The organism is Paenibacillus diazotrophicus, assembly GCF_042610465.1.
Window position 1 is genome coordinate 327,974 of sequence record NZ_JBGJZN010000005.1, and the last position, 19,222, is coordinate 347,195.

At 52.7% G+C, this 19,222-nt stretch carries 18 protein-coding genes; 16 read left to right on the forward strand and 2 right to left on the reverse strand.

The annotated features are described in order from the left end of the window. The first annotated feature begins 26 nt into the window (after nt 1-26). From nifE to ACAN54_RS20510, 10 genes are all read left to right on the forward strand, one after another. On the forward strand, nt 27-1,391 hold the full coding sequence (gene nifE / locus ACAN54_RS20465; protein WP_379159590.1) for a nitrogenase iron-molybdenum cofactor biosynthesis protein NifE: 1,365 nt from the start codon (nt 27-29) through the stop codon (nt 1,389-1,391). After that, nucleotides 1,381-2,709 (forward strand): nitrogenase iron-molybdenum cofactor biosynthesis protein NifN, encoded by a 1,329-nt coding sequence (gene nifN / locus ACAN54_RS20470; RefSeq protein WP_379159593.1) that lies wholly within the window; start codon nt 1,381-1,383, stop codon nt 2,707-2,709. Before nifE ends, nifN begins: the two co-directional genes overlap by 11 nt. Further along, complete coding sequence (gene nifX / locus ACAN54_RS20475; RefSeq protein ID WP_379159596.1) at nt 2,684-3,094, forward strand: nitrogen fixation protein NifX; 411 nt, start codon at nt 2,684-2,686, stop codon at nt 3,092-3,094. The genes nifN and nifX overlap by 26 nt, the downstream gene beginning before the upstream one ends. Continuing rightward, entirely contained in the window at nt 3,078-3,653 is a 576-nt protein-coding gene (locus ACAN54_RS20480) for a DUF269 domain-containing protein (protein WP_379159599.1), read from the forward strand. Before nifX ends, ACAN54_RS20480 begins: the two co-directional genes overlap by 17 nt. 39 nt (nt 3,654-3,692) lie before the next feature. Continuing rightward, nucleotides 3,693-4,445, forward strand: coding sequence for a HesA/MoeB/ThiF family protein (locus ACAN54_RS20485; protein WP_379159602.1), 753 nt, complete (start codon nt 3,693-3,695; stop codon nt 4,443-4,445). Then, nucleotides 4,442-5,584, forward strand: coding sequence for a homocitrate synthase/isopropylmalate synthase family protein (locus tag ACAN54_RS20490; protein ID WP_379159605.1), 1,143 nt, complete (start codon nt 4,442-4,444; stop codon nt 5,582-5,584). Before ACAN54_RS20485 ends, ACAN54_RS20490 begins: the two co-directional genes overlap by 4 nt. A gap of 219 nt (nt 5,585-5,803) precedes the next feature. Further along, nucleotides 5,804-6,577 carry a Cof-type HAD-IIB family hydrolase gene (locus ACAN54_RS20495; protein WP_379159607.1) on the forward strand — a complete coding sequence of 258 codons (774 nt, stop codon included), beginning with the start codon at nt 5,804-5,806 and terminating at the stop codon, nt 6,575-6,577. Between the two features lie 190 nt (nt 6,578-6,767). Beyond that, nucleotides 6,768-8,492 (forward strand): glycoside hydrolase family 13 protein, encoded by a 1,725-nt coding sequence (locus tag ACAN54_RS20500; RefSeq protein WP_379159610.1) that lies wholly within the window; start codon nt 6,768-6,770, stop codon nt 8,490-8,492. 268 nt (nt 8,493-8,760) lie between these two features. Beyond that, the gene (locus ACAN54_RS20505; RefSeq protein ID WP_379159614.1) at nt 8,761-9,507 is read left to right on the forward strand and encodes a class I SAM-dependent methyltransferase; all 747 of its coding nucleotides are present in this window, start codon (nt 8,761-8,763) and stop codon (nt 9,505-9,507) included. Next, nucleotides 9,504-10,679, forward strand: coding sequence for an MBL fold metallo-hydrolase (locus tag ACAN54_RS20510; protein ID WP_379159617.1), 1,176 nt, complete (start codon nt 9,504-9,506; stop codon nt 10,677-10,679). The genes ACAN54_RS20505 and ACAN54_RS20510 overlap by 4 nt, the downstream gene beginning before the upstream one ends. Before the next feature lie 192 nt (nt 10,680-10,871). Here ACAN54_RS20510 and ACAN54_RS20515 read toward each other — a convergent pair whose 3' ends face one another. Together ACAN54_RS20515 and ACAN54_RS20520 are read right to left on the reverse strand one after the other, a co-directional pair. Then, complete coding sequence (locus tag ACAN54_RS20515) at nt 10,872-11,675, reverse strand: hypothetical protein (protein WP_379159886.1); 804 nt, start codon at nt 11,673-11,675, stop codon at nt 10,872-10,874. Between the two features lie 94 nt (nt 11,676-11,769). Further along, the gene (locus ACAN54_RS20520) at nt 11,770-12,375 is read right to left on the reverse strand and encodes a phosphatidylglycerophosphatase A family protein (RefSeq protein ID WP_379159620.1); all 606 of its coding nucleotides are present in this window, start codon (nt 12,373-12,375) and stop codon (nt 11,770-11,772) included. A 175-nt stretch (nt 12,376-12,550) separates the two neighbouring features. On the opposite strand from ACAN54_RS20520, the gene ACAN54_RS20525 reads away from it, so the two are divergent. From ACAN54_RS20525 to ACAN54_RS20550, 6 genes are all read left to right on the forward strand, one after another. Beyond that, nucleotides 12,551-13,675 carry a GerMN domain-containing protein gene (locus ACAN54_RS20525; RefSeq protein WP_379159623.1) on the forward strand — a complete coding sequence of 375 codons (1,125 nt, stop codon included), beginning with the start codon at nt 12,551-12,553 and terminating at the stop codon, nt 13,673-13,675. A gap of 311 nt (nt 13,676-13,986) precedes the next feature. Further along, nucleotides 13,987-14,745 (forward strand): ribonuclease PH, encoded by a 759-nt coding sequence (rph, locus tag ACAN54_RS20530; protein WP_379159626.1) that lies wholly within the window; start codon nt 13,987-13,989, stop codon nt 14,743-14,745. Nucleotide 14,746: 1 nt separating this feature from the next. Then, nucleotides 14,747-15,391 (forward strand): XTP/dITP diphosphatase, encoded by a 645-nt coding sequence (locus tag ACAN54_RS20535; protein ID WP_379159629.1) that lies wholly within the window; start codon nt 14,747-14,749, stop codon nt 15,389-15,391. 507 nt (nt 15,392-15,898) lie between these two features. Then, nucleotides 15,899-17,557: a glycosyl hydrolase family 18 protein gene (locus ACAN54_RS20540; RefSeq protein WP_379159632.1), complete on the forward strand. Its 1,659-nt coding sequence runs from the start codon at nt 15,899-15,901 to the stop codon at nt 17,555-17,557. A gap of 292 nt (nt 17,558-17,849) precedes the next feature. Continuing rightward, nucleotides 17,850-18,272 carry an NfeD family protein gene (locus tag ACAN54_RS20545; RefSeq protein ID WP_379159635.1) on the forward strand — a complete coding sequence of 141 codons (423 nt, stop codon included), beginning with the start codon at nt 17,850-17,852 and terminating at the stop codon, nt 18,270-18,272. Continuing rightward, complete coding sequence (locus ACAN54_RS20550) at nt 18,272-19,207, forward strand: SPFH domain-containing protein (RefSeq protein WP_379159638.1); 936 nt, start codon at nt 18,272-18,274, stop codon at nt 19,205-19,207. Before ACAN54_RS20545 ends, ACAN54_RS20550 begins: the two co-directional genes overlap by 1 nt. The last annotated feature ends 15 nt before the right edge of the window (nt 19,208-19,222 follow it).

A 19,222-nucleotide genomic window follows, 5' to 3' on the forward strand; every position in this document is an offset into this window, starting at 1 on the left:
GACTTTAGCGAAGGAGATGAAGAGCCATGGAACCTGTTCGAAAAAACGAATTTGACTCCGAGGCTTGCGGGAGCCTAGCCCCGAAAGTAAAGCCCTGTCCACGGCCCAAACCGGGTGAAGCGGCTGGAGGCTGCTCCTTTGACGGGGCCCAAATTACTTTGCTGCCGATAATGGACGCCGCACATCTTGTTCATGGTCCGATTGCTTGCGCCGGGAACAGCTGGGAGAGCAGGGGAACCCTGTCCAGCGGACCCTCAATGTCTCAATATGGCTTTGCTACGGATCTAACCGATTCCGATATTATTTTTGGCGGAGAAAAGAAACTGAAGGATAGTATTGACTATATTGCCGGGCGCTTTGCGCCTCCGGCAATATTTGTATATTCAACCTGTGTGACTGCTCTGACCGGTGAAGACATGGATGCCGTCTGCAAGGCGGCTTCAGAACGGCTCGGTATACCGGTCATCCCTGTGAACAGTCCAGGGTTTGTCGGCAGCAAGAATCTCGGCAACCGTCTCGCCGGAGATGCGCTGCTGCAGTACGTGATCGGCAACGGGGAACCGGACCCTGGAATGTCTATGGGCATTAATCTTATAGGGGAGTACAATATCGCAGGCGAGATGTGGGATATCGAGAAGCTGATGAGCAGTGCCGGTATTTCGGTAACCTCACGTATTACAGGAGATGCCCGCTATAAGGAGATTACCTGGGCGCATCGGGCGAAGGTGAACATGGTTGTCTGCAGCCGCGCCTTGCTGGGACTCGCCAAGGAGATGGAGTCGAGATACGATATTCCTTATTTCGAGGGCTCCTTCTATGGTGCCAAGGAAACGACCTATTCGCTAAGGCAAATGGCTTATTTGATGAATGACCGCGAAATGGAACGCCGGGTAGACCGCCTGACCGAACGTGAAGAGGCCCGTCTCATCCAGGAATTGCGTCCTTACCGTAAGATCTTGAAAGGAAAAAAGGCGGTGCTCTATACCGGCGGCGTTAAAAGCTGGTCGGTTATTTCTGCACTAAAAGAGCTTGGTGTTCAAGTAGTAGGCGTGGGTACGAACAAAAGCACGGAGGATGACGTCCGGCGGATTGCCGATCGTGTGGGGGATGATACCGAATATATTCCGGAAGGCGGAGCCAGCCGCATCCTCAAAACGGTTCGGGAACGCAAAGCGGATATTATGATCGCAGGCGGCCGCAACATGTATGTAGCCATGAAGGAACAGATTCCGTTCATTGATATTAATCAGGAGAGACATAAGGCATATGCGGGATATGAAGGACTCCTGCGGCTTGCCAAGGAGCTGGCTTATTCCCTGGCTAATCCGATCTGGAAGCTGGCAGCAAGTCCGGCTCCATGGGATAAGGAGGCGCCTCCCTATGACTGTTAACAGAAGAAAGAAACCGGCTTCGGTCAATCCGATCAAGATCGGCCAGTCGCTCGGTGCCGTGCTGGCACTGCAGGGCTGTTACCGCGCCATGCCGATAATACACGGTTCGCAAGGCTGCTCTGCTTTTCCGAAGGCGCTGCTGACCCGCCACTTTCGCGAACCGATCGCCGTGCAGACCTCCGCGCTGCAGGAGATGGATGTGATCTTTGACGCCAACCGCAACCTGGAGGAGGCTCTGAACTTGGTGCTTAGCAAGCACCGGCCTGACATTGTCGGGATCATCGGAACAGAATTGACCGATGTCGCCGGAGTGGATTATCAGAGCATGCTCAAGTCTTACAAACGGGAACGGAATATGCGCGGTGGGCTTGCTTTCTCCGTGGTATTGCCTGATTTCCGCGGTTCACTTGAATCCGGCTTCAGCGCTACCGTGGAATCCATGATCGATGAGATGATCCAGCAGGTAGGGCATAAGGTCCCGCGGAGCGTTAATACCCGGCAGATTACCCTGCTGCCCGGCTCATTTTTGACCCCTGCAGATGTAATGGAACTGAAGGAGATGATATCTTCCTTCGGGTTCGAGGTTATTGCGCTACCCGATATCTCAACCTCCTTGTCAGGGCATTTGCTGACCGGGTTCTCCCCGCTGACCCGTGGCGGTGTACCACTGGATTCCATGCTGCAGAGCCTGCAGTCCGGGCTAACGATCGCTATTGGCGGCAGTATGGAGCGACCGGCAAGGAGACTCCATAATGCGCTCGGTACGCCGTACAAGGTATTCGAACGCGCTATGGGGCTTAAGGCTTCTGATGAACTGCTGCATTTTCTGCATCAGATCAGCGGAGAACCGGTACCGCTACGGTATTGCTGGCAGCGGGAGAATCTGCTCGATAGTATGCTTGACGCGCATTTCCAGTTCGCTGGAATGTCCGCTGTGGCTTCGCTGGAGCCAGACCACCTGTACTCAATCTCCGGATGGCTTGAGGAGCTGGGTGTGGAGCAGAAAGCACGGATTGCCTCTTATGAAACCCCGCTGATTGCAGGGATGGAGTGTGAGGTATGGGTAGGGGATCTGGACGATGCTGAGGTGCTGGGCAAAGGTGCTGATCTATGGATCAGCAATTCGCACGGCATTGCCGGAGCACAGCGGATCGGTGCTGCATTTATGCCGGCAGGGTTTCCGGTATGGAACGAGCTGGGTGCCTATATGTCAGTCTCTGTAGGATACAGGGGTGCCATGGAGTGGAGTAATAAAGCAGGGAATCTGTTAATGCAGAGGGAGGCTGAACACCGTGAAAGTAGCATTCGCCACAGATGATGGTACCCGAGTCAATGCCCATTTCGGGCAAAGTCCTATGTTCGCCGTATATAATGTGACCAAAAATGGTGGTGCACTGGTAGAGCTCCGCAAGGTGCCGGTTCTTCTCAATCAGGATGAAGCCGGCAAAATTGACAGCCGCCTGGTGACGATAGAAGATTGTACCTTGATTTTCATGATGCAGATTGGTGCCTCGGCCGCCGCGCGGGTGACCCGCCGCAAGATTATGCCGGTCAAGGTTCCATTCGGCAGCCCGATTGACGAGCAGGTGAAACGTCTGGTTGAGATGCTTCAGGGTAAGCCACCGATGTGGCTGGCCAAAGTCCTGCGTTCCGAAGAGGAAGGCATAGGGGAAGGGGAGGAAGCAAATGGAACCGCTGGCTAATAAGGAGATGCCGTCTCAAGCTGGGCTATTCCGTGAAGAGAGAGGGCTGGCTACGGTTAAACCCCGCCGCCGCAAGGCTGTAAAAGAACTGGATCAGGAGATGGCGGATGCTTTTGTCCGCCGGTTATGTCATCTTTTGGATACAGCCGACTTCTTCGGCCGTCATGCTTCACTGTCCCCGCAGGAGAAGATCACCAAGCTGTTTCTGGCTTCGGCCGAGGACAGGGATAAATCCGAATTCAACTGTGCGGTATCGCCGAAGGTGCGCCAGCAGGTTCCGGTTCTGTTCCAGGCGATCGCCGGGGTCATGGAAGAGAAGAGCGGAGCCATGGTACAAAGTACTGCAGAGATTAATGTGGAAGGCTTTGGGCGAGGGCTCCTGTATACCGGGCGTGTGATTCTGGTGCTCAAAAGTCTCCGGGCCGGTGCTCCGTTCCCTTTCACCTCCGAGGAGAAGACTATCCGCTATGGAGTGGAATGTATCGAGGAGGGGCTTGCATTTCTGGAGAAATATAATGAAATGACTGCATTCCACGGTTTGCTGAGTCTGGAAGGCTAGCAAACGTAAATTCATGTTCAGTCACAGGGGGAATCAGGAATGGAGCAGCTTGCCGGTGGTTTGGAGATGGAACGTTATGCCCGCCAGCTTAAGCTGCTGGGAGAAGACGGGCAGAAGGCGCTGAAGGAAGCGGCAGTCATGGTGGCGGGAATTGGCGGACTTGGAGGAACGGCTGCCATGTATTTGGCTGCAGCAGGCGTCGGTAAGCTTATTTTGGCCCATGAAGGAATGATTGTGCCGCCTGATCTCAACCGGCAAATTCTGATGGACACGGATCATCTGGGGATGGAGCGGATGAGTACAGCTATAGCCCATTTGAAGCGGCTGAACCCGCATGTCGAGATTGAAGGCTACAATGCGAGAATTGAATATGACCATGCCAAACCTTGGGTCCATGATGCGGATATTGTGATCGACGCGCGTTATGATTTTCCGGAGAGATATGCTCTGAACCGCCTGTGTGTAGATACCGGCACACCTATGGTGGAAGCTGCAATGTACGGCTTTGAAATTTCGCTTACCACCGTTATTCCTGGAGTTACGCCTTGCCTCGAGTGCTTGTACCCAGATGTGAAGCCTCAGTGGGAGCCGCTTGGGTTTCCAGTTTTGGGTGCTACTTCCGGAATTGCGGGTTGTATGGCTGCGCTGGAAGCCGTAAAATGGATTACAGGGGTAGGGACAACTTATGCGGGCGTGATGCATCGCTTCAGCTCACTCGACTTCGCCTGTTACAGCGTCCATATTTCCCGTAATCCGAATTGCGCTTGCTGCGGAGAAGGAGGTACACCGTGAAAAGTCTCAAGCTATGTGACACGACACTGCGGGATGGGGAACAGGCGGCTGGAGTTTCATTCACGAGGGCAGAAAAGCTGGAAATCGCAAAGTTGCTGTCGGAGAGCGGAGTTGAACAGGCAGAGGTCGGAATTCCTGCCATGGGTATACGGGAACAGGAGGATATTGCGGCGATTGCCGAATTGAATCTTCCCATGAAGCTGATGACTTGGAACCGCTCGGTGCGGGGAGATATCGACAAGGCACGGACCACTGGAGTCAACTGGAGCCATGTGTCGATCCCCGTCTCCGAGATTCAGCTTCAAGGCAAGCTGGGGCTAACGCCGGCGGAGGGGCTGAACAAGCTGCTGGGCGCAGCGGAATACGCCCTGTCGCTGGGGATGACGGTGTCGGTGGGGATGGAGGACTCCTCCAGGGCGAATATGGGTTTTCTGGTTGAGCTGGTGAATTCCCTTTACAAGGAAGGTATCCGCAGGTTCCGTTATGCGGATACAGTGTCAGCGCATCATCCGGGACAGATTGCCGAGCGGGTAAGCTCGCTGCTTGCTCAGGTTCCTGCCGATGTCGAGCTGGAGGTGCACTGCCATAACGATTTCGGCCTGGCATGCGCGAATACGCTCAGCGGCGTAGCCGCAGGGGCGGTCTGGGCCAGCACCACAGTGGCTGGAATTGGTGAACGGACCGGCAACGCAGCCATGGAGGAGGTCGCTATGGCCTGGCACCATCTGTATGGCGGAGAGAGCCGTATCAGATTTGATATGCTCAAAGGCCTGGCCGACAAGGTGATAGCGGCTTCCGGACGAAGTGTGGGCGATGCCAAACCGATTGTCGGGCAGCTGGCTTTTACCCATGAGTCGGGAATTCATGTGGACGGGCTAATGAAGGAAAGGGCTACGTACCAGACGTTTGATCCTGCGGAAGTGGGCCGAAGTCACCAATTTGTACTGGGCAAGCATTCCGGCACCGGTGGCGTATCCCATGTGCTGGACCAGTGGGGCCTCGTGATTACACCGGATACTGCCGGGCATTTGCTGGAACGGGTACGCGAATACGCGGAGTCCCATAAAGGCACAGTTCCGGAATATATGCTGGTGCAGTGGCTGATGGAGGAACAGCAGCGGGCTCAGAATGCTGTATAAGCGTGAGGAGTATTGCCTGGTACGGCTATAGATAAACAAAGAATGATTACGAGGTTTGAAGAAGGGGTAGTGCAAGCAGTGGTTGTCTTCTTGGAGGAGACGAGTGCTGCTTTTTTTCTGCTTCGCAGATTTCTATATTGAAATACACACGGCAAGCATCTACAATCTTGAGCAGGAATGCTAAGCAGAGAGAGCAAGGATAAGGAGAATGGAGCAGCCATGACTAAGAAAACAATCTTTTTTGATATTGACGGCACAATCTATGATGAGGAGAAGAGAATTCCCGCGTCCACGAAGGAAGCCATTGCTGAACTGAAAAGACGGGGCCATCATGTAGCGATTGCCACAGGCAGAGCTGCGTACATGTTCGAGGATCTGCGCGAAGAGCTGGACATTGATTCTTATGTGTCGCTTAACGGGCAGTATGTTGTTTTTGAAGGAGAAGTGATGTACCGGAATCCCCTGGATACCCCTTCACTGCAGGATCTAACCTTGTTCGCCGAAAAAAATGATCATCCGGTGGCATATATCGATGCCTTGGGCATGAAGGTGAATGTTGCGGAGCATGAGTATATCAGAACCAGCATCGGCTCGCTGAAGCTGGCATTTCCGGCACATGATGCGGAATATTTTTTGCAGCACGAGATCTATCAGGCGCTGGTTTTTTGCCCGGAAGAGAATCAGGCGTTATACGAAGAGGCGTACCCGCAATTTCATTTTATACGCTGGCATCCGGTGTGTATGGATGTGCTGCCGGGAAATGGTTCGAAGGCGGGAGGGATAGCACAAATGATGAAATCGCTCGGGGTCCGTAAGGAAGACATCTATGCGTTTGGTGATGGGCTGAATGATCTGGAGATGCTGGGCTTTGTCGGTCATGGTATCGCGATGGGCAATGCGGAAGAGGAAGTGAAGGCTGCTGCACGCTATGTTACCAAGCCTGTCAGTGAGAACGGGATTCTTGAGGGTCTGAGAATGGTGGGGCTATTGTAGTCAGAAAAGTATGAAGTGAGATGTCCGGCGAAAAATGATGTGCTGAAGCGAAGGTTTTATCAGAAATTTGTTATTCCCTTCCTCTGGAGTGGTTAAGATATATAAATATGTCCGCAATGGGCCGGGAAGGCCTTGATGTCGGAACAAATTTCTTATCCAAGCAGGAATCGCAGAAGCGGAGGGAATCCTTGTGAACCCAAAATGGTGGAAAGAAAGTGTAGTGTACCAGATTTATCCAATAAGCTTCATGGACAGCAATGGTGACGGAATTGGTGATTTGCGCGGAATTATGTCCAAGCTGGATTATCTGCAGGATCTCGGTGTAGATGTCATCTGGATCTGTCCGATTTATAAATCGCCGAACCATGACAACGGATATGATATCAGTGATTATTGCGATATTATGAAGGAATTTGGGACAATGGACGATTTTGACCTGCTGCTGCGGGAGATGCACTCCAGGGGGATGAAGCTGATGATGGATCTGGTGCTGAACCATACTTCCCATCAGCATCCCTGGTTCATTGAATCCAGAAGCTCGAAGGATAACCCCAAGCGGGATTATTACATCTGGAGAAAAGGCAAAAACGGCGGTCCGCCGAACAACTGGGAGTCCTACTTCAGCGGTTCGGTCTGGGAGCTTGATCCCAAAACGGATGAATATTATCTGCATCTGTATTCCAAATTCCAGCCGGATTTGAATTGGGAGAACCCCGCAGTAATAGACAAGCTTCATGAAATGGTACAGTGGTGGCTGAAGAAGGGAATTGACGGGTTCCGTTTTGATGCAATCGCCCATATTGTGAAGAAGGAAGGCTTTCCCGATGCTTTGAATCCGGGAGGGACGGCGACTGTGCGGGCGTATGATATGTTCTCCAATCTGGAGCATGTCCACACACTGCTGCGTAATTTGAACGAGAAGGTGCTCTACTACTACGATATTATGACGGTCGGTGAAACTTCGGGGCTTGGTCCGGAACAGGCGCTGGATTATGTCGGGGATGGACGCCGCGAGCTGAATATGACCTTTCAATTTGAGCATATGAATCTGGATTGCGCCGCTCCGGGCGGTGGAAAATGGGATACGATTCCATGGAGTCTCCTGGAACTCAAGAAGATCATCAGCAATTGGCAGACCGTCCTGCATAATAGAGGCTGGAACGCCAATTATTTGTGCAACCATGACCAGCCGCGTTCGGTATCGCGGTTCGGCAACGATATGTATTACCGCGTCCCTTCGGCCAAAATGCTGGCTACCTTTATTCATATGCTGGAGGGTACTCCATATATCTACCAGGGTGAAGAGATCGGTATGACCAATGCGGGCTTTGAGTCGATTGATGATTACCGTGATGTGGAGACTCTCAATTATTATGAGGAAAAACGCACGAATGGCGTTCCCGAAGCTGACATCATGGCTGCTATCCATAAAAAAAGCCGGGACAACGCCCGCACACCGATGCAATGGGATGATGGAGAGGACGGCGGATTCACGAAAGGTGTGCCATGGATCCGGGTGAACTCCAATTCTCGGGAGATTAATGCAGCCCGTGCGGTCAAGGACCCGGACTCGATCTATCATTATTACAAGAAGCTGATTCAGCTGCGAAAAAAGCATCCGGTCATTGTCTACGGTGAATATGCTCTGCTGCTGGAAGAGCACCCGGAAATCTATGCGTATACCCGCACGCTGGAGGATCAGCGGCTGCTGGTGGTATTGAACTTCTTTGAGCGGGAGCCCGTGTTTGAGCTGCCGGAGGAATTCCGGCAACAGAAGCTGGAGCTGCTGATCTCCAACTATACACCGACCAAAGAGGAAGATCTGATGAATCTGAAGCTTCGGCCCTATGAAGCAAGAGTCTATTTGCAGCGGCAGATGATCAAAACGGAACAGAGTGCAAATATTCGAAGTTAGGGCCAACTCGTAAGGAAATAAAAGTTCAACTTATATAAAATGGCTAAGGAGTTGCCATGACGCGGGAAGTATGGCGAAGTGGCGACTCTTTTTTGAGTTTAGCTATAAAGGGCGGTACAATTGCGTTACATGAGGCGATGTATTTAGACCCTGTGAGTATGAGGAGCAGCAAAGGTATGAACATAAGGACTACCAAATAATGGATAGAAAACACGCAAAGCATACATAGAGAGGTTTGTACAGGTGCTGCTGCGGGAGGAGAAGGAACATGGGTGAGTGGTATGAGGAGAGCTTTGGTGAGGATTACTTAATTGTCTACAGACACAGGGATTTCGGTGGAGCGCGGCGCGAGGTGGAGCGGATGATCGGATGGCTGGGGCTGCCGCAGGGGGCCAGGGTGCTTGATCTGTGCTGCGGGATGGGCCGCCATTCCCTGGCTCTTGCAGAGGCGGGATATAAGGTTACCGGTGTGGATCTGTCTGAGTCGCTGCTGCGCGAAGCACGGGCGCAGACCGGAGCCGAAGCTGTGACTTGGATACGTTCAGATATGCGGAAGCTGCCGCTTGAGGGTGGTTTTGAAGCTGTGGTGAATTTGTTCACTTCATTTGGCTACTTTGAAGAAGATGAGGAGCAGGTGGAGGTACTGCGGGAAATCCACCGTATGCTTGTGCCGGGCGGCAAATTCATTATAGATTTTCTGAATCCGGCTCATGTCATCCGTCATCTGATTCCACATTCCGTCCGTGAGGACGGGGATACTCTGATTGATGAGTCGCGGCGGATTGAGGATGGCTATGTCAAAAAGGATATCATCCTGACCTCGAAATCCGGTGGAGCCCCCCGTGAGTACCATGAGCGTGTCAAGCTGTACCCGCTGGATAAATTCCGCGAGATGATTGCAGCCGCAGGTCTTCAACTGGAGGCTGTCCATGGCAGCTATGAGGAAGATGAATATGTGGCGGAGAGCTCGGGGCGGATGATATTTACGGGTGTACGTCCGGTGACGGCATCGTGAAGCAGACAGACCGAACCCCAGGGGAAGGCGGCGATGAGAGCATGAAGAAGACAGGCCTGACCCGAAGAGAAGGTGGCGACGATAGCGTGAGGAAGACAGAGCTAACCCCAGGGAAGGGTGGCGATGACAGCATGCGAAAAGCGGTCTTGACTCAAGGGGAAGGAGACAACGAAAGTATGCCAAAGGCGGTCCTGACCTCATGGGACGGTGGGATTATTCAAGTATCGGTTCCGATGGACCCGCCTCTGCGCCAGGTGAACAGCTATATTCTTCCTGACTGGAACGGACAGCTTACGGTTATCGACCCTGGGCCGCATACAATGGAGGCAGAAGCAGCCTGGGAATATGTGTTGAAGGAGCTGGGCTATTCATGGGGCAGAATTCGGGATATTGTGGTCACGCATCATCATCCGGACCATTACGGTCTTTCCGGATGGTTGCAGTCCCGCAGCGGGGGGAAGGTATGGATGTCGGAACGGGCCCATACCGAAGCCCGGCTGACCTGGGGAGAGGCGGCTACTCTGAATGACACACTGCCGCAGTTCTTCCTCAGCAATGGCATGCCTGGGGAATGGGTACAGGGGGTTAGGGAGCATTTGGAACGCTTCCTGCCCCAGGTCACCCCTCAGCCTGAGGTGACATATCTCAATACCCTGGAGCCGTTCCACATGGGGAATCGCGAGTGGCAGCCGCTAGTGACCGGCGGGCATGCGCCGGGGCACCTGTCTTTTTACCACGGCGGCAGCGGGCAGATTCTGTGCGGCGACACCGTGCTGCCGCAGATTTCGCCCAATGTCAGCCTGCAGCCGGGCAGCGATCCGCAGCCGCTGCTGACCTTCATGGAGGGGCTGCGCGAGCTGCGCAGTCTCCGGGTGACCCAGGCGTTTCCGGGCCACAGGAAACCGTTTGCGGGTTTCACGGAGCGGGCGGACAGCCTGCTGCGCCATCATGAGGAGCGGCTGGATACGACTGCCGCTCTGCTCGAAGGTGGCCCGCTCAGCGGCTTCGCGGTATGCGAAGCGCTGTTCCGCAGTCGCGTGTCGAACGCGCACCAGATGCGGTTTGCCATGAGCGAGGCGTTGGCCCATCTGGCCGAGCTGGTGCGCCGGGAGCGGGCGGAGGTCATCCAGCCGGTGTCCGGCGGTGTAACCACGTTCGCGGCAGTGAAGTAAGCTGCGCGTAGACGAGCAGCAGAAGATGAACAAGGCCAGGCCACGTATGGACAGGGGGGAACCCCATGTATACGTGGTCTGGCCTTTTTGAGAAACAACGGCAGAAGTGCCGTTGTTGAGTCGCCCGAGGCGGTTACTTTGTTGCCGAGGCGCTCTTGGCTGAACCACCTGAACCACCCGGCACCTTAACGTTCAGCCTAGTTTTTTCATCTTGGAAGGGTTGTTGATTTTGTACTTAACTGGATGCTGCGTGAGCTTCTTGGCTACGACCTTTGCTTCAAAGGATACGGTATCGCCGACAGCCAGCTCCAGTTTTTTTAGCGTTGCGCTGTGGCTGGACCAGACTTCTTCGATTGCAAGATCGTGACCCTCCACAGACACCCCCTCGTAAATGATTACCTCATCATCGTTATCGGAGAAATGATTGGGTACGGTTGTGAATTCTTTGACGACAGCCGTCATCTGCAGCTTCTCTTCAGGTAGAACTAGGGCCGCCTTCTTTGAGGATTTGGCCTGCTTTTTCTTTGGAGCTTCTGGCATATCGTCGGCTATAGCCCCCGCATCTTCTTCAGCCCCCGAGCTCACAGCCATTGAAGGTGTGACCTCTGCTTCTCCGATTTCTTCCGGACCGGCTGCTGAATCTGCTGCCCGCTCTTCCACCATGGCCTCTTCAGGATCAGTTCCGGAGTCCTCCGTCTTCGCTGCTTCGGATACAGCGCCTGCTCTTGAGCCGAACGAGGCAGTCTGCATTTCTTTTAGATAAGCAGGGTGAATACAGTGCTGCTGCTTGTTCTCGAATTGAATTACAACGGTCTGAGGATCCACATAACCTACAATTTCACAGGGCAAAGAAAGCCCTTGCCGCTTATACAGATAGGTTTTGACCCTGGTCGCTGTGGTGGATAATAGATTCCACTCCTTGCAGCGCTCGATCAGCTCATCTTCACTCTCAAAATCCTGTACCAGCACAGGGCTGATCACAAAGGAATAGGTCATCCTGTCCTCACCTTCCTTACCCGCAATTATTCGGAGCAGACCAGCCATATGTGGTGGTCTGTCCGAAGTCGGCAGATCCAATATCGGCAATCCGCTATTCCGGCTGCGTTCCCTCTTGCGCTGTCTTCCGTGACGCGGCTTCAAGATCTTCAGGCTCATGCGGTAGGCCAAGCTCCTGCTCGCGTTCGGCCTGCTTCCGGTGCGCGATGCGCGAGCTAGCTGCAGCAGCCACAGCCCCCACAATGTCGTCCAGATAAGTGTGGATTTGGCCGGTAGTTTTGTCGTTCAGCCGTTCAAGCACACCGGGTTTCAGCTTATCCACATAGCCGTAGTTGGTGAAGCCGATACTCCCGTATACGTTCACAATGGAAAATGCCAGGATCTCATCGACGCCATATAAGCTCTCATCATTTTCGATCATATCCTGCAGTGGGGAGAATAGCTTGCCCTCTTCAGCCAGAACATCCAGCTGGATACCTGTGAGAACGGCGTTCTGGACTTCACGTTTGCTGAGCACCATCTCTACGTTATGCACACATTCCTCCATCGTGAGGTTCGGATAATATTTCTTCTGCAGCAGCATCACCAGCTCAGCGATCTCTTCCAAAGATACTCCGCGTTTTTGCAGCCAGAACCTGGTTGCTTCCGCGACTTTTTTGCTGTTTAGACTGTAAGGTATTTTTGCATTAGCATCAGCCATGATCAGTCACCCCATAAATGTGTCTTAGTTTGGATAGCTTAGAAAATTGTACCCTGCCTGCGCTGTAATTGTCCAGAAACCGGGAATTCAGGATAAGCTGTTGTTATTTTTTGAGCAGAGGGCTCGTATACATAGCAGTACAACTGATCTCAAGCGTTGAAAGGGGTAATCATTCATGAAACATATGAAACACATCCGCGGGCTCTCCGCAGCATGTCTGCTCGCAGTTCCGTTAACCTTGTCCGGCTGCAGTCTGTTCGGCTCGGAATCGGCAGCGGTGGATCCGCCGCCAAGTGAGGTCGAAGCGCAGATGCTGCAAGTCAGCGGTGATGGGACACTGGATACAGGAGTGCTCGGACCTGTAGCGCTGGAGGGGGCTGACCTGTCGGCCGGGGTAAATACGGATAATTCTAAGGCTGCTGCAGCCGGAGAGCGGACAACCGTCTTTCTGGAAGATGGAAATGGCCTGCTAGCCCCTGTGTCCCTGAGCCTGCCGGAAGGCAAGGATGCCGCCATGCTGAAGGATTCGCTCACTGCACTGGTCAGCAAAGGGAAGTATGCATCAGCATTGCCTGAGGGCTTCAAGGGTGTGCTTCCTGCCGGAACGGAAGTGAAGAACATCACCGTGGATAAGGATAAGCTGGCCGTGGTTGAGTTCAACTCCAAGTTTAATGATTACGAACCGGCAGATGAACGCAAAATACTTGAAGCGGTCACCTGGACACTGACCGGACAGGACGGAATTCAGGGCGTGCAGCTGTGGGTGGACGGGAAGAAGCTTACGGAGATGCCGCTGCTCGGCACACCGCTGGACCGCCCGTTAACCCGGACCTTCGGAATCAACCTGCCCCAAAATGGACCGTTGCTGATGAATTCGAGCGCGGTCACGGTATACTTTTCTGCAGCTTCGTCTGACGGCAGTTATCAGTATTATGTACCTGTTACCCGCTTTGTACCCGCAGGACAGGAACCATTGAAGGCGGCGCTGAATGAGCTGATTGCCGGTCCGGAGACGCAGAAGGGGCTGGAGATGGTAATGACCCAGGAGACAGTGCTGGACTCGGTTGAAGCCGGGCAAAACGGGGTGGTCACCGTTTCCCTGAAGGATGATATGTTCGCGGACGGCAAGGGAGTTCCGGCGGAAATGCTGGAATCCGTTGTGCTTACCGTTGCGCAGAACGCCGACGATGCCCTGGTGCAGATCCGCATGAACGGGCAAAAAACAGTAACCGGCACCAATAACGTTGACTACGGACAGCCGGTATCGGCCCCTGAATATGTGAATGTGCTGCCGCTATAGAATCGAAGGTAAGTGCAAAAGATGCTTTTGTGCCTGCTCTTTGGTAGAATAAACTTGCTAAGAAGAAACGGCTGCTACAGGGAGTCAGAAATCTACTGAACCGGCTACCGTAAGCGTTACAGGTATCTATGCCTGGCTTTTCCGAATCTTATAGATGGAATTTCAAGGCGATGCCGTCCTGATTCTTATGGGGATGGCATCCCTTTCTGCTTAGAATGTAAGAGGGCAGACGCTGAGGCTAATGGAGTGTTATTTTCCTGTAAATGCAATTCACAACAAACTTAGAGCTAGAGATGTAGGAGGCAGAAAAGATGAGATCAAACGGGCGCAATGCAGATCAGCTAAGGCCGCTGACAATAACGACTCAAACCAATAAATACGCGGAAGGTTCCGTGATCATTGAAATGGGGGACACCAAGGTCATTTGTACCGCTACGGTGGACGAGAAGGTACCTCCATTCCTGAAAGGACAGGGTAAAGGCTGGGTAACCGCCGAGTATTCCATGCTCCCCCGTGCGACGCAGACGCGCAATCAGCGTGAAGCGGCACGCGGCAAGCTGACCGGGCGTACGATGGAAATTCAGCGTCTGATCGGCCGCGCACTGCGTTCTGTAGTGAACCTGCATGCTCTCGGCGAGCGCAGCATTACGCTGGACTGCGATGTTATCCAAGCGGATGGCGGAACACGGACAGCTTCGATTACGGGTGCTTTTGTCGCTATGGCCTTTGCGATCAACAAGATTGCGCTCCAGCATAAACTGAGCGTGTTTCCAATCACAGACTATCTGGCAGCGATCAGTGTCGGGGTTGTCGGTGATGAGACTCTGCTTGATCTGAACTATGAAGAGGATTCCAAAGCGAAGGTCGATATGAATGTAGTCATGACCGGCGGCGGAGCTTTTGTTGAAGTTCAGGGTACCGGCGAAGAGCGTCCTTTTACCCGCCAGGAGCTGGATCAGCTGCTGGGTCTGGGTGAGAAGGGAATCCACGAATTGATTGCCGTACAGAAGGAAGTGCTTGGAGCGATAGCACTCAAAATCCCCTCCGGCCAGCCCGGCCAAGAGGTGTAGCATGGATTCCCGCGGCGGTATTCTGATTGTTGCGACGAAGAACAAGGGGAAGGTACGGGAGTTTCAGCATGCATTTGCACCGCTCGGCTTAACCGTTAAGAGCATGTTCGATTACCCGGACTTGCCCGATGTGGTGGAGGATGGGGTTACTTTTGCCGAGAATGCGCTGAAAAAGTCCCAAGCCGTCGGGGATGCTCTTGGCCTACCCGTTCTGGCGGATGACTCCGGGCTCTGTGTGGATGCCTTGGAAGGAAGACCCGGAGTCTACTCCGCCCGTTATGCGGGTGAAGGTGCCAGCGATCATGAGAATAATCTGAAGCTGCTGAATGAGCTGGAAAAGCTGAAACAGGGCGAGGATACAGGCCAGCCCCTGCTTAGTACGGCCCGTTTCGTCTGTGCGTTATCCCTTTACGACCCTTCGACGGGTAAAGAATGGACCGCTGAGGGAACTGCAGAAGGCTGGATTACCTCCGAGCAGGCGGGGGCAGGCGGCTTCGGTTATGATCCCCTCTTTTACTTGGCGGAGTACGACAAAACTATGGCCGAGCTGACGCTGGAAGAAAAGCAGGCCATCAGCCACCGGGGGAAGGCATTGCGGTTGTTAACCGGGAAGCTTACAGCGCACCAGGAACCGCAGGGTCAATAACAAAATACAAATCAGGCGGGGATTTTGATGTATCCCATCTAGTTATAGGCTCGCCTGTGCCCTTCAAAAAGTCTGTCCGCGAGAGTTGCGGCAGGCTTTTTTTATACAGTGATAAATGGAAATTAGATGATATTACCCCCTAAGTATGGAAATTTCCCCCTAGCTTAATGTTATGCATTGTATGAAAATAAGAATTGCCTTCATCCTTTCTTTTGTTATACATCCTCTTCCTCTTATTAGATGTGGACTATCCCTCCTGTACTTCTTATGCACAAGACCAGCCCTTACACTAGACAACATTACAGAGATTGCAGCTATGAAAAGATTACAAGATTAAGAGCACAAATGATCATTTTTCGTGTGCTTTTTTTGTGTACTTAATCTAGCATCTGGATGTCGTGAATTTGATAGAGACGATGGATGAAGGTAAATCCCAATATGGAGGTGACACAAAGAGCTTTGCCTGTGAAGCAGGATTACAAGCTATGTACCGAACCGAGGAGGTAAATGAAAATGAGGTCGACAAACAGCAGATTTCGTAAAACCTTTGCGCTTGGCATGGCCGTTGCTCTTGTGATTGCACTCTTATCAACGATAGGCACCAATATTAAAACGGCAAATGCTGCTGCGGGCTACAAGCTCGTCGGTTATTATGCTTCCTGGGCTGCCTATGGGCGGGCCTACAATGTAACGGATATCGATCCCAGCAAAATGAATGTGATTAACTATGCGTTTGCCGATATTTGCTGGAATGGGGTTCATGGCAATCCCGACCCTACCGGACCGAATCCGGTCACCTGGACCTGTCAAAATGAACAAGGCCAGACGATTAGCGTTCCGAATGGCACGATTGTGCTGGGTGATCCTTGGATTGATGCCCAGAAAAGCTTCGGGGATGACAAGTGGGATGACCCGATTAAAGGCAATCTGAAGCAGCTCTGGAAACTGAAAGAGAAGAACGCCAACCTGAAAACGGTGATATCCGTCGGGGGCTGGACCTGGTCGAACCGCTTCTCTGACGTTGCCGCCACGGCAGCGACCCGTGAAGTATTCGCGGATTCCGCAGTTGATTTCATCCGGAAATATAAAATGGACGGTGTCGATCTGGACTGGGAGTATCCGGTCAGCGGCGGTCTTGCAGGTAACAGCTACCGTCCGGAGGATAAGCAGAATTACGTTCTGCTACTGCAGAAAATCCGTGAAAAGCTGAATGCAGCCGGAACCGCCGATGGTAAAACCTACTTGCTGACCATCGCCTCGGGAGCAGGCCCGGCATACATTCAGAACAATAACCTTAGCGGCATTGCTGCCGTTGTCGACTGGATCAATATTATGACCTATGACTTCAACGGCAGCTGGAACAAGACTACAGGACACAATGCTCCGCTCTACTACGATCCGGCTGCAGCCTCATCAGGTCTGACTGAGCCGGCGAATTACAATATTGACAAAGCCGTCACAAGCTACCTCGCAAGCGGAGTCCCGGCGAATAAGCTCGTACTGGGCATGCCGTTCTATGGACGCGGCTGGGGCGGTGCGCCGGGTACAGGAAACGGACAATATCAGGTATCAGCCGGTATTTCGTCCACAGGCACATGGGAAAAGGGAAGCTATGACTTCTACGATCTCGAAGCCAACTATATTAACAAAAACGGCTATACCCGCTATTGGAACAACACCTCAAAAGTGCCTTATCTCTATAATCCGTCTGCACAAACATTCATCAGCTATGATGACGTAGAGTCCTTCGGCTACAAAACCAGTTATATCAAAACCAAAGGACTGGCAGGAGCGATGTTCTGGGAGACTAGCGGCGACCGTAACAAAACTCTGCAGAACAAGCTGAACACCGATCTGGGCGGTGGAGTGGTGCCAACACCCACGCCAACAGCTACGCCAACAGTGACACCGACATCATTACCAACAGCTACCCCAACGCCAACCGCTACAGTGAAACCGTCAGCTACACCAACGCCAACGCCCACTGCTACAGTTACCCCAACTCCAACGGCGACTCCGGGAGTAAGCGCCTGGGCAGCAGGAGTCGCTTACAAAGTGGGCGACAAAGTGAGCTATGGCGGCAATGTGTACACCTGTCGCCAGGCACATACCTCGCTGCCGGGCTGGGAGCCGGTGTTGACACCTGCTCTCTGGCTGTTGAATTAACAATATTGAATAACCAAAAGCTTGCTGAGAAGGCTGCGCCGACTCTGCAGGCTTTTTGCCGATTGATAATTTCCGGCGGATCAAGTGACGCCGATCCATCTATTTTCGAATTCTCCGCCGCTGCATTTTCAGACAGGAAGAATGTATTGTCATCATAAGCTACCATCGGATGAAATATAATGGTTATGGATGCCTAGATCCATGCCTTCAAAAACTTATTGCAACGCGAGGCCGTTTTTTTCGTTATAGTAGTATATAGCGGAAGGTGGTGGGTTCACCGATGGTGTTCTGGGTGTTTTGGCTAGTTGCAGCCGGTGTCCTGTTTGTAGTCGAAATGATGACGCTTACGTTTTATCTGCTCTGGTTAAGCATCGGTGCTCTGGCAGCATGTCTTGTGTCCCTTTTGCTGCCGGATGCGGTATTACTGCAGGTCTTGGCCGGTTCGATCGTTGCCCTGGGGCTGACGATTTGCTCCAAGCCGCTGGTGGCGAGATTCCGCAGTTCGCGGGGTTTCAAGGATACAGGGACTGAGATTGTGGGCAGGCAAGGGGTAGTCATTGAACCGATTGAGCCGGGAAGATACGGCCAGGTTAAGGTCGGCGGCGATACCTGGAGTGCAACCTCCATAGAGCCGCTGGGCAAGGATGAAGTGGTCAAAGTAGTTGGAAGAAGCTCGACAATTATTGAAGTAGTACGATGGGGGGATATGTTCTAATGCAATGGGCTATTATTGGGATTATCATTTTTGTTGTTGTCGTATTTGTCGCACTAACTGTCAAAATCGTACCGCAACAGCGGGTAGGGGTTGTAGAGCGTCTCGGTAAATTCCACCGTTTGCTCACACCGGGACTTAATATTCTCATACCGATTATCGATCAGGTACGGACGTATCATGATTTGCGGATTCAGCAGGCCAATGTGCCGCCGCAGACAGTGATTACCAAGGATAATGTACAGGTTCAGATCGATACGATTATTTTCTATCAGGTGGTAGGTCCGGAAGAAGCAACCTACGGTATATCCGATTATGTATACGGGGTACGCAATATTTCCACAGCTACCATGCGGCAGATCATTGGTAAGCTGGAGCTGGATGAAACCTTATCAGGCCGGGAAAAGATCTCCTCGGACATCCGCCTGGCGCTGGATGAGGCCACGGAGAAGTGGGGCGTTCGGATCGAGCGCGTAGAGGTTATCGATATCAAGCCGCCGCTCGATATCCAGGAAGCGATGGATAAGCAGATGAAGGCAGAGCGCAGCAAACGCGCGATCGTGCTGGAAGCCGAAGCCGCTAAGCAGGATATGATCCTGCGTGCCGAAGGTGACAAGCAGAGTAAGATCCTGAAGGCGGAAGGCGATAAGGAAGCGCGTATCCGTCAAGCGGAAGGATTAGGTCAGGCGCAGGAACTGGAAGCACTGGGTCAGGCCAAAGCCATTCAGGCCGTAGCCGAGGCCGAAAAGGCCCGTATTCAACTGATCGGCAGCGCCGGATTGGATGAACGGGTGTTGGCGTATCAATCCTTTGAAGCATTGACCGAAATGTCCAAGGGTGCGGCCAACAAGGTGTTCCTGCCTACCAGTGCTGTGGATACGCTTGGTGCACTCGGCGCCATGGCTGAGGTGTTCAAGGCGAGCAAAGAGAGCAAGTAAGAGGGATATTTTACA

Excerpts from the sequence above, each read along its gene's own strand:
- nifE (WP_379159590.1), top strand. The coding sequence starts at position 27 with ATGGAACCTGTTCGAAAAAACGAATTTGACTCCGAGGCTTGCGGGAGC.
- nifN (WP_379159593.1), top strand. The coding sequence starts at position 1,381 with ATGACTGTTAACAGAAGAAAGAAACCGGCTTCGGTCAATCCGATCAAG.
- ACAN54_RS20480 (WP_379159599.1), top strand. The coding sequence starts at position 3,078 with ATGGAACCGCTGGCTAATAAGGAGATGCCGTCTCAAGCTGGGCTATTC.
- ACAN54_RS20485 (WP_379159602.1), top strand. The coding sequence starts at position 3,693 with ATGGAGCAGCTTGCCGGTGGTTTGGAGATGGAACGTTATGCCCGCCAG.
- ACAN54_RS20495 (WP_379159607.1), top strand. The coding sequence starts at position 5,804 with ATGACTAAGAAAACAATCTTTTTTGATATTGACGGCACAATCTATGAT.
- ACAN54_RS20505 (WP_379159614.1), top strand. The coding sequence starts at position 8,761 with ATGGGTGAGTGGTATGAGGAGAGCTTTGGTGAGGATTACTTAATTGTC.
- ACAN54_RS20515 (WP_379159886.1), bottom strand. The coding sequence starts at position 11,675 with ATGACCTATTCCTTTGTGATCAGCCCTGTGCTGGTACAGGATTTTGAG.
- ACAN54_RS20520 (WP_379159620.1), bottom strand. The coding sequence starts at position 12,375 with ATGGCTGATGCTAATGCAAAAATACCTTACAGTCTAAACAGCAAAAAA.
- ACAN54_RS20525 (WP_379159623.1), top strand. The coding sequence starts at position 12,551 with ATGAAACATATGAAACACATCCGCGGGCTCTCCGCAGCATGTCTGCTC.
- rph (WP_379159626.1), top strand. The coding sequence starts at position 13,987 with ATGAGATCAAACGGGCGCAATGCAGATCAGCTAAGGCCGCTGACAATA.
- ACAN54_RS20535 (WP_379159629.1), top strand. The coding sequence starts at position 14,747 with ATGGATTCCCGCGGCGGTATTCTGATTGTTGCGACGAAGAACAAGGGG.
- ACAN54_RS20540 (WP_379159632.1), top strand. The coding sequence starts at position 15,899 with ATGAAAATGAGGTCGACAAACAGCAGATTTCGTAAAACCTTTGCGCTT.
- ACAN54_RS20550 (WP_379159638.1), top strand. The coding sequence starts at position 18,272 with ATGCAATGGGCTATTATTGGGATTATCATTTTTGTTGTTGTCGTATTT.